Annotated in this window: 10 protein-coding genes; 5 read left to right on the top strand and 5 right to left on the bottom strand. The window is 41.2% G+C overall.

Annotated features, from left to right (window positions below):
* Positions 1–291 precede the first annotated feature (291 nt).
* A complete protein-coding gene (locus tag QM629_RS14890; RefSeq protein ID WP_415160680.1) occupies positions 292–1,284 on the top strand; it encodes an aspartate-semialdehyde dehydrogenase in 993 nt (330 codons plus the stop codon).
* A gap of 57 nt (positions 1,285–1,341) precedes the next feature.
* On the opposite strand, the gene QM629_RS14895 is transcribed toward QM629_RS14890, so the two are convergent.
* On the bottom strand, positions 1,342–2,103 hold the full coding sequence (locus tag QM629_RS14895; protein ID WP_415160681.1) for a DUF3108 domain-containing protein: 762 nt from the start codon (positions 2,101–2,103) through the stop codon (positions 1,342–1,344).
* Between the two features lie 29 nt (positions 2,104–2,132).
* The gene (locus tag QM629_RS14900) at positions 2,133–3,161 is read right to left on the bottom strand and encodes a lysylphosphatidylglycerol synthase domain-containing protein (protein WP_415160682.1); all 1,029 of its coding nucleotides are present in this window, start codon (positions 3,159–3,161) and stop codon (positions 2,133–2,135) included.
* A gap of 38 nt (positions 3,162–3,199) precedes the next feature.
* Between QM629_RS14900 and ruvC the strand changes: the two genes are divergently transcribed.
* On the top strand, positions 3,200–3,790 hold the full coding sequence (gene ruvC, locus QM629_RS14905) for a crossover junction endodeoxyribonuclease RuvC (protein ID WP_415160683.1): 591 nt from the start codon (positions 3,200–3,202) through the stop codon (positions 3,788–3,790).
* A 459-nt stretch (positions 3,791–4,249) separates the two neighbouring features.
* On the opposite strand, the gene QM629_RS14910 is transcribed toward ruvC, so the two are convergent.
* From QM629_RS14910 to QM629_RS14920, 3 genes are all read right to left on the bottom strand, one after another.
* Complete coding sequence (locus QM629_RS14910) at positions 4,250–4,642, bottom strand: HIT family protein (protein ID WP_415160684.1); 393 nt, start codon at positions 4,640–4,642, stop codon at positions 4,250–4,252.
* Positions 4,643–4,717: 75 nt separating this feature from the next.
* The gene (greA, locus tag QM629_RS14915; protein WP_415160685.1) at positions 4,718–5,191 is read right to left on the bottom strand and encodes a transcription elongation factor GreA; all 474 of its coding nucleotides are present in this window, start codon (positions 5,189–5,191) and stop codon (positions 4,718–4,720) included.
* A 257-nt stretch (positions 5,192–5,448) separates the two neighbouring features.
* Positions 5,449–5,919 (bottom strand): NUDIX domain-containing protein, encoded by a 471-nt coding sequence (locus tag QM629_RS14920; protein WP_415160686.1) that lies wholly within the window; start codon positions 5,917–5,919, stop codon positions 5,449–5,451.
* 70 nt (positions 5,920–5,989) lie between these two features.
* On the opposite strand from QM629_RS14920, the gene QM629_RS14925 reads away from it, so the two are divergent.
* The 3 genes from QM629_RS14925 to QM629_RS14935 all read left to right on the top strand — a co-directional run bounded on the left by QM629_RS14925 (position 5,990) and on the right by QM629_RS14935 (position 9,709).
* Positions 5,990–7,183, top strand: a complete 1,194-nt coding sequence (locus QM629_RS14925; protein ID WP_415160687.1) for an ATP-grasp domain-containing protein — start codon at positions 5,990–5,992, stop codon at positions 7,181–7,183.
* 491 nt (positions 7,184–7,674) lie between these two features.
* The gene (locus QM629_RS14930; protein ID WP_090658553.1) at positions 7,675–8,532 is read left to right on the top strand and encodes an RNA polymerase sigma factor RpoD/SigA; all 858 of its coding nucleotides are present in this window, start codon (positions 7,675–7,677) and stop codon (positions 8,530–8,532) included.
* Between the two features lie 238 nt (positions 8,533–8,770).
* Positions 8,771–9,709, top strand: a complete 939-nt coding sequence (locus QM629_RS14935; RefSeq protein WP_415160688.1) for an IS1595 family transposase — start codon at positions 8,771–8,773, stop codon at positions 9,707–9,709.
* Positions 9,710–9,715 lie beyond the last annotated feature (6 nt).

Here is a 9,715-nt window from a genome sequence, read left to right on the forward strand (position 1 = left end):
ATTTCCACACCGTAGGTGTGGTGCGTGTAAACGTTCCGTTCCAATGGAACGGTAAAGAAACATTACGGGCAGCATTGTACACACGTTAAGCCTCTATGAGGCTTTAAGAAAATGGTTTTGAACAGCCAGCTATTGTCCGGAGACTTCGCAGGGCGACAGGCTGCAAAGCCAGAATGTGCCGCAGCGCATAGAAAGCACTATTTTCTAAAAGGAAGATAAAAAAACAGAAAAATTTAAATAATCTCTTAAGTCCCTTCAAGGATTTAGGGCAAACAAAAAAACAACACAAAAATGAAAGTTGCAGTCGTTGGCGCAACCGGCCTGGTTGGCTCAAAAATGTTACAGGTATTAGCAGAAAGAAATTTTCCTGTAACTGAATTATTTCCCGTAGCAAGCGAACGTTCTATTGGTAAAGAAGTGGCGTTTAAAGGAAAGAACTATAAAGTTATTTCATACCAGGATGCCATTGCCGCAAAGCCAAACGTAGCTATATTTTCTGCAGGCGGCAGCACATCGCTTGAACTGGCGCCTAAATTTGCTGAAGCTGGTATTACCGTAATTGACAACTCCAGCGCCTGGCGCATGGACCCTTCAAAAAAATTAGTGGTGCCCGAATTAAATGCAGATGCATTAACCGCTGATGATAAGATAATAGCCAACCCTAACTGTTCTACCATTCAAATGGTGGTGGCATTAAACCCTTTACATAAAAGATATGGCATTAAAAGAATAGTGGTAAGCACCTATCAAAGTGTAACGGGCACAGGCAAGAAGGCAGTTGACCAGTTGTTTAATGAACGCAAAGGTGCTGAAAACGGGCCTATGGCTTATAAATATGCAATTGATTTGAATGTGATTCCGCAGATAGACGTTTTTCTTGACAATGGCTATACCAAGGAAGAAATGAAAATGGTTAATGAAACAAGAAAGATTATGCGGGATGATAACATACTGGTTACAGCCACTACGGTGCGCATACCGGTTGTGGGCGGGCACAGCGAAAGTGTGAATGTGGAATTTGCTGATGACTTTTCAATTGATGAAGTAAAGCAATTATTGAGCGAAGCGCCGGGCGTGGTGGTACAGGATGATCCTGCAGAACAAATTTATCCCATGCCTTTATGGGCGCATGAAAAAGATGAAGTGTTTGTGGGCAGGATAAGAAGGGATGAAACGCAGCCGAATACCTTAAATCTCTGGATCGTGAGCGACAACCTGCGCAAAGGCGCTGCTACCAATGCCGTGCAGATAGCAGAATACCTTGCAGGTAAGGGATTGTTATAGGCTTCATTTGCTTAAGGCCGTTGGCGGTTGACAGTTAACCGTTGACCGTTGACGGTTTTACCGCACACTTATTTTAGATGATAAAGGATAACGGATGTTACGGTATTGCATCATATCAACCTTTATACTGCCCACTGTTATAGGGCTTTCAATGCGCAGCGGGATATGGTTGCCATCATCACTCACCCAAACCGTCATTTTCTCACCGCCTTCAAATATGGTGCCTTTTACAAGCAATGGACTGAACTTAATGGCATTAAATTTTCCATAGCGTGTTTTTACAACTTCTTTCCCAAGATAACGGATATAAAGATTATATACTTCGTTATCTAAAAACATGCTGAACGGAATTTTATCATCAATCTTATACTTGCTGAAATTAATGTTACGGGCGTAATAAACAGCGCTTAAAACATCCTGTATGCAATGTGGCACTTTGTAAGTTCCTTTTGTTGATGTGGCCGTATTAACCCGCCTGTCAAAACTTATGTTCTCTGTTTTTTTATATCCTCCTTCATCCACATTGCGCATAAATTTCAGCGGCAGCAGGAGCGTGGTATCAAAATAAGTTTCGTAACGGTCCCGCACTTTAAATATCCAATCGTACTTAGAGTTAGAAGTGCCTGTGCCAACAGTATGATAAACCGGCGTATTATTTAATTTTTCAAGCGTTGTGGTAAAATTTGCCGTGCCGGCATTTATATATATCCCTATCACGGAATAATATACGGTAAAAGTTATGCTCTCCCCTGCCCTGAACGCAGTATTGCGTATGCCGCAAAAATCATCATCAGCTGAAAGCCTTAAGCACGCTGCCAAACAAAAAAAAGTTACCAGTAATTTTCTTATCACAATGCCTTATTGTTTTGTTTATCGCCTTTTTTAAAAAGCTTTATGCCCAGCAAAAATAAGCTGCCGGCTGCCGAAGGAATTATAAGGTTTACAAACCAAATTACTGCTATAGTCACGATAATACCAAATGCATCAGGCATTACCATGCCAAACAATTGCCTGCCAGCTTCTCCCCTTATGCCTATATCGGCAAACGGGATGGTAGGCAATATGGCCAGGAATAAAAACAGAACGCTGGTAGTGCAAAAAGCATCAACCGTACTGATCTTAACTTCAAACATGCGCAATACTACTATATACTGAACAGCAAAAACAATGAAACGTATGAACGACAGGCTTAAAATTCTTGTTAACTCTTTCCAGTGTAAGGCTTCCACATTTTCAATAAGGTATTTGTAGCGCTGCATAAAAGGTATTTTTTCTGTAAGCCTTGTTAACCACGACAGCCGGAAATACGTAACCAGCAATACCAACGTGCCCAATATAATCATGGATATAATGCCATTAAGCCATAACACTGATAAACCCTCCACAGGCTCAGCCTTGCCCCATGAAAAATTTTTAAGATAAATTAATGAGGCGGTGCCCGCCACCAGCGTAACAATAAGCTGCGCCATGCTGCCTGCCACATTCAGGGCAACAGAGCGCAGGCGGTTGCCTTCCTTCATATATAAAGCACGGCCGGGATATTCACCAAAGCCGTTGGGCAGGAACAATGATAAGGCAAGCCCCGACAAGATGGCTTTTATAGCCGTTAAAAAATTTACTTTCTCCACAGGCCGCATCAGCAATTGCCATTTACGCGCCTCAATGCCCCAGTTCATGCAAAGCAATGAAAGCAGGCTGATAATTTTCCATGTATTTTTTGCGGAGAAAGAGCCTTTAAGAATTTCTATTTTCTGCGGAAGATCAGGCTGTGTTTGTACTTTTCTGTAAATAATGTAAGCCAATGCAATAAACAGCGATGGGCCCAAAACATAATTCACTAAAATTTTTAATTGCCTGGCAAGATGTTTTTTTTGCATGAAGTTTAATAATGTACAAATAGTACTTTCACATTACAATGAATAAGGCTTCAAAAATAATTTTGGGAATTGATCCCGGTACTGTAATTATGGGCTATGCAGTTTTATCTGTAAAAGGCAGTGAAATAAAGCTGCTGCACATGGATGTTTTAAAACTCGTTGCTCAAAAAGACACTTATCAAAAACTCGAAATTATTTTTTCAAAAGTAAGCGAACTTATAAAAACATACACTCCCAATATGTTTGCCATAGAAGCGCCGTTTTATGGCAAGAATGTTCAAAGCATGCTTAAACTTGGCCGTGCGCAGGGCGTGGCTATCGCCGCCGCCATGCAGGCTGCATTGCCTGTAACGGAATATTCGCCCAAAAAAGTAAAGCAATCCATTACAGGCAATGGCAATTCAACCAAAGAACAGGTATTCAAAATGCTGCAGCATATAATAAAGCTGGAAGAAACGCCCCATTTTTTTGATGCAACCGATGCATTGGCGGTAGCGCTTTGCCATCATTATGCATCAGGCACCGTTGCTTCGGCCTCCAATAAATCATTTAAAGGATGGAAAGAATTTATTGCCAATAACCCGGCAAGGCTTATCAATAATCCCCGCCTGCCGGACGGGCAGGAATAATCAATCCATATCGTTTATTTAAAGCTTACAAGTTCACAAGTTTGCCTGTGCACGGGTTGTTTAGCAGATTGTTGCTTCTTTATTTAAAGTTTACAAGCAATGTCATTGACTTAAGAAAACACTCAATATTCAATACGCAATAATCCCCGCCTGCCGGACGGGCAGGAATGTTCAATTGCAATCTCTCCGTAAAATGAATATTGAATATTGAGCATTCCTGCCCGACTGATTCGGTCAGGCGGGGATCATTGAATATTTCAAAGAATCTAAACCTTAAGTCAACGACATTGAGTTTACAAGTTTAAAATGCGTCTTAACTTAATGATATTGAATAATCAATGTTCAAGGTGCTGACTATAATGAATTTGATTATTGCGTATGCCCGAACGGCTGGCAGCGAAGAATACGAAACATTTTTCCTCCAATCCTCAGTTACAAATTCCTGATTCTTCTTACCAGCTACGTCAGTTTCTCCAATATTTTCTGCTGCGCTTCTTTTAATTCATTTTGTGTAAGCTTCAATTTGCCCCTTGTAAAATTCAGGTCATCCATAGTGTTTATTGGCACCAGGTGCAGGTGTGCATGCGGCACTTCAAGGCCAACCACGGCCATACCGCAACGCCTGCAATCAAAGGAGGCTTCAATAGCTTTCGCAACAGGCTTGGCAAATACAAGCAACGATTGCAGGTAGTCGTCACTCAAATCATATATTTTATCCACTTCAATTTTAGGTATTACCAGGGTATGGCCCGGCACCAATGGGAAAATATCGAGAAATGCATAGAACTTATCATCTTCCGCAATTTTATAGGAAGGTATGTCGCCTGCAATGATCTTTGAAAATATGCTCATAAAGATGTTTTAAACCTGTCAAAAGTATAAAAGCTGCGAATTACGCAGCTTTTATACAATGTATATAGCAAAAATTTAAATAGCTATTTCTTCAATCTTGAATTTTAAAATACCTGTTGGCGCCTTTACTTCAGCCACTTCGCCTTTTTGCTTGCCAAGCAGGCCCTGGCCTATTGGCGAAGAAACAGAAATTTTATTTGCTTTAAGATCGGCTTCTTTTTCGCCAACGATCTGGTAAGTAACTGTTTTTTTAGAAGCCACATTGGTAATGGTTACCCTGGTTAAAATAGAAACTTTACTGGTATCAATTTCACTTTCATCCACAATTCTTGAATTGACAATCTGGCTTTCAAGTAATGCGATCTTAGCCTCCAGGATACCCTGCGCCTCTTTGGCCGAATCGTATTCTGCATTCTCTTTCAGGTCGCCTTTTTCCCTTGCTTCCGCAATAGCCCTCGAAGCCGCAGGCCTGTCAACCGACTTCATGCGTTGCAGTTCCTGCCGCATTTTTTCAAATGCTTCTTTCGAAACATACATTGTTTCACTCATAGTATCTGGTTTTAAAATAGAGAAAAAAAATACAACGCCACAAATACATGCGGCGTTGCATAATTACAAATGTAATAAAAGCAAGTGTTAAATAAAAGCAACAAAATAAAATATTTACCGGCCTTTTATATGGCTGTTTCTTACTGGCTGCATACCTTTTTAAAGCTGGCCTAATACCAATAACTGAAGAAATTTTTCAGCATACAAGATCACTTACATTTCCGGTTGCTTTGATCCTTTGATGCACTTCGTGGTTTCTAATATAAATGAGTAATGTTCTTCATCAATTCCTCAATCAATGGCAACTGGTAAGCATGAATCTTTTCTTTTGCTGTTTCAATATCAAACCATGCTGCTTTATCCACCTCCGGCACTTCTATGCGTTTGCCGGAATGTGGCGGCCAGTCAACCCATATTAAATTGCCGGCAATATTTGTTGTATCAAAATCCTGTTCTGCAGCAAAAGCATACACTATTTTGCTGCCTTTGTTTTTAACAGGTGACAATTCAATAAAATTTTCTGCAGTGACCTGTTTCCCGGTTTCTTCTTCAAATTCCCGTGTGGCTGCCTGCAAAGCATCTTCGCCTTCATCAAACTCTCCTTTTGGTATTGACCAGGCGCCTGCATCCTTTTTAGCCCAGAAAGGTCCGCCGGGATGCACCAGCATTATTTCCAGAGAATTGTTTTTTCTTCTGAATAAAATAATTCCTGCACTTTTTTTACCCATGTTATTTCCTTAACATTTTTATGTTTTGCAAGCTAATTGCCACACATTACATTTGCGCAATTTACCTGTAATGAATCAAAAGCTTACGCACAACGAATCAGTTCCATCCAAAAAGAAAAAAATTATTGTTCTTGGCAGCGGCCCCAACAGAATAGGGCAAGGTATTGAATTTGACTATTGCTGCGTACATGGCCTGCTGGCTATTAAAGAATGTGGTTACGAAGCCATTATGGTGAATTGTAATCCCGAAACAGTTTCCACTGATTTTGATATGGCCGATAAGCTTTATTTCGAGCCTGTTTACTGGGAACATTTATGGGAAATAATTGAACTGGAAAAGCCTGATGGTGTAATTGTACAGCTTGGCGGGCAAACGGCTTTAAAACTTGCGAAAAGACTGAATGAAAAAGGCGTTAAAATAATCGGCACCTCATTCGACAATATGGATATTGCCGAAGACCGCGGCCGGTTCAGCGATCTTTTGAAAGAACTGGATATTCCCTATCCGCAATACGGCACCGCTTATACGGCAGATGAAGCCATTGAAGTAGCCAACAAAGTGGGTTACCCGGTACTGGTTCGGCCAAGCTATGTTTTGGGCGGCCAGCGCATGCGCATCGTAATAAATGATGATGAACTGGAAAAAGCCGTTATAAGCTTATTAAAACATATTCCCAACAATAAAATATTAATTGATCATTTTCTCGACCGCTGCCAGGAAGCAGAAATAGACGGCATTTTCGACGGTGAAACTTTTCATGTAATGGGCGTAATGGAGCACATTGAACCGGCCGGCATTCACAGTGGCGACAGTAATGCGGTGCTGCCGGCATTCAATCTTACCCCGCTGGTTGTAACTACCATGGAATACTATGCAGAGAAAATTGCCCGTGCACTGGATATCCGCGGCCTTATTAATATACAGTTTGCCATTAAAGACAATAAGGTTTTTGTGATTGAAGCCAATCCGCGTGCCAGCCGTACAACGCCGTTTATTGCAAAAGCCTACCAGATTCCCTATCTGAACGTTGCTACAAAGGTTATGCTGGGCGAAGCAAAGCTGAAAGATTTCATCTTTGAAAAGAAATTAGAGGGTTTTGCAATTAAAGAGCCGGTTTTCAGCTTTAATAAATTCCCCAAAGTAAACAAAGAGCTTGGTCCCGAGATGAAAAGTACAGGCGAAGCTATCCGTTTTATAAAAGACCTGCGCGATCCTTATTTCAGGCAGTTGTATAAAGAAAAGAGCATGTATTTGAGTAAGTAAATTACAGGACCGGCCTGACCGCGATAGTAGTCTGACCGAAGAACAAAATTATGCCAACAAACACAGAATTTCACTTCTCGCTTTCTCCCCTTTACGGCAAACAACTCCTATTCAACCATTCATCAAACCGGCTTCATCATGCCGATGGAATTTTCGGCTCCGCATGACTGGTTCCGGTACTTCGGAAAATGCCATAAATCAAACCGGATTGAAGTATAGGCTTGAAAGCAAAAACTGGGCATCTTTATAGATAAAAGAAATTTTTGCTCAAAAAGGCAGATATTTTCTTGGTTGTAAAACCGTATTTATAGCAGCCAATGCAATAAATTAATTGTCTTATTAACAATTTTTGTGTGAAATATTCACATTTGTAAAATTAATCCCGTCAAAAAGTTGTAATTTTGCAGCCCGTATTTTATTTTTAGTAACTTTAACTAACAATAAGCATCCCTTTTGCGTATAATTTGTATTAATAACAAAGGACAACATATATGAGGCAGCTAAAAATCGCTACCCAAATCACCAACCGTGATTCCCAGGCCGTTGAAAAGTATCTGCAGGAAATTTCTAAAATTCCGATGATCACTCCCGAAGAGGAAACCACACTGGCGCAAAGAATCAAGATGGGTGACCAGAGAGCACTGGACAAACTCGTGCAGGCCAATTTACGTTTCGTGGTATCTGTTGCTAAGCAGTACCAGCACCAGGGCCTTAGTCTTAGCGACCTGATCAACGAGGGTAACCTCGGTTTGATAAAAGCAGCCCAGCGTTTCGATGAAACCAAGGGTTTTAAATTCATTTCCTACGCTGTATGGTGGATTCGCCAGTCCATTTTACAGGCGTTGGCAGAGCAGGGAAGATTAGTCCGCCTGCCTCAAAACAAAATTGGCACCTATAACAAAGCGAATAAAGCCTATATGGCTTTTGAGCAGGAACATGAGCGCGAACCTTCAACTGAAGAACTGAGCGAGATCCTCGAAATGAGCGAAACCGAGATCAACAACATTTTCCAGAGCAACACCCGCCACACTTCACTGGATGCACCTGTGCACGAAGCTGAAGATGTAGCTATGGGCGATTTACTGGAAGGCAGCGATGATACGGATGAAGATGTGATGAAAGATTCTTTGCGCGAAGAAATCAAGCGCGTACTGAAATCGCTCAGCCCGCGGGAAGCAGAAATTGTAAATGCTTATTTCGGTCTTGAAGGCGAAAATGGTGTAACCATTGAGCAGATAGGCATGAAGTATGATCTTACAAAAGAACGCATTCGCCAGATTAAGGAAAGGGCAATCAAACGCCTGCAGAAAGCACGTTACAGCAGCTCGCTGAAATCGTACTTAGGCTAAAAGCTATCGCTTTAAAATTATAAAGAGGCTGTCTTGCTTTTTGAAGACAGCCTCTTTATAATTTTAATTTTGCCGTTACAAAAGCTATCCGCTAATTCGCGGAAGAAAATGGCATAGCAAGCACAATACCTGCAGGACAACATCAATCAGCGAATTTCACCGGTTGAGAAATTTGAATGACTATCCGTAATTTGGAAATAGCTAATTATATTAGTATTTTTGTCTAAAATAATTAGCTATGAATATGTCAGAATTTTTCAGCAGGTATGCCGATGAAGATAGCTGCCGCCGTTTTTTCAAGGAAAGGCGGGAACAAGGGGGTTTGGAATGTTCCTGTTGCGGTTCGTTGGTTTTTTACTGGATAGGGAAAGAAAACCGTTGGAAATGCAAAGGCTGCGGCACTTCAATCAGCTTGAAGAAAGGGACTGTTATGGAAAATTCCAATCTTGGTTACAAGATATGGTTATGGGGGCTGTTTTTAATGAGCCTTACCAAGAAGGGTTTTTCAGCGTTGGAGATGCAGCGGCTGTTGGGGCACAGCCGTTATGAATCCATTTGGTTACTGATGCACAAGATACGCATTAGCATGGGGCATAGGGATGACAGGCATACATTGGATGATTATATAGAAATGGATGAAGGTTTTTTTGAAGGGCACAGAAAAAGGAATGACGGAGGTATCCCTGCAAAGGAACTGGACAGGCAGGTAAAAGCCATAGTAGCTGTTTCCACCCGTCCTGTTGCAGAAGATGAACAGCGTAAGCACAAGCCGGCTACAAAGGCCGGGTATGTAAAAATAAACGTGGTAAGCAGTTTGTGCAAGAAAGAGGTAGCATATGAATCGGGAAAAATGATACAGAAATCGGCAACGGTAATAACAGACGGAAGGCGTTGCTACAATGGCTTAAAAGATATTTGTGCCGTACATAAAACAGTAGTGGTAGCCAACAAAAAGGAAGTGTCAAAAGTTTTCCCCTGGGTGCATACCGCCATCAGCAATGCAAAAAAGAAGCTATCGGGATTGCACCACCAGGTAAAGGATCAGTACATGCAAAACTATCTGAATGAATTTTGTTACAAGTTTAACCGAAGGTTCTTTGGGCAGAGTTTATTTGACAGGGTATTGGTCGCAACGCTGGAAAATCCATGGTACAGACCTTTTCCAAAAAACGGATAGTCATTG

The sequence above is a fragment of the Parafilimonas sp. genome (assembly GCF_047606085.1).
Classification (GTDB): Bacteria; Bacteroidota; Bacteroidia; order Chitinophagales; family Chitinophagaceae; genus Parafilimonas.

Bases quoted from the DNA above. Each gene is read 5' to 3' on its own strand.
- QM629_RS14920 (WP_415160686.1), bottom strand. From the start codon at position 5,919: ATGGGTAAAAAAAGTGCAGGAATTATTTTATTCAGAAGAAAAAACAAT.
- QM629_RS14890 (WP_415160680.1), top strand. From the start codon at position 292: ATGAAAGTTGCAGTCGTTGGCGCAACCGGCCTGGTTGGCTCAAAAATG.
- QM629_RS14930 (WP_090658553.1), top strand. From the start codon at position 7,675: ATGAGGCAGCTAAAAATCGCTACCCAAATCACCAACCGTGATTCCCAG.
- QM629_RS14935 (WP_415160688.1), top strand. From the start codon at position 8,771: ATGAATATGTCAGAATTTTTCAGCAGGTATGCCGATGAAGATAGCTGC.
- greA (WP_415160685.1), bottom strand. From the start codon at position 5,191: ATGAGTGAAACAATGTATGTTTCGAAAGAAGCATTTGAAAAAATGCGG.
- QM629_RS14925 (WP_415160687.1), top strand. From the start codon at position 5,990: ATGAATCAAAAGCTTACGCACAACGAATCAGTTCCATCCAAAAAGAAA.
- QM629_RS14900 (WP_415160682.1), bottom strand. From the start codon at position 3,161: ATGCAAAAAAAACATCTTGCCAGGCAATTAAAAATTTTAGTGAATTAT.
- QM629_RS14910 (WP_415160684.1), bottom strand. From the start codon at position 4,642: ATGAGCATATTTTCAAAGATCATTGCAGGCGACATACCTTCCTATAAA.
- ruvC (WP_415160683.1), top strand. From the start codon at position 3,200: ATGAATAAGGCTTCAAAAATAATTTTGGGAATTGATCCCGGTACTGTA.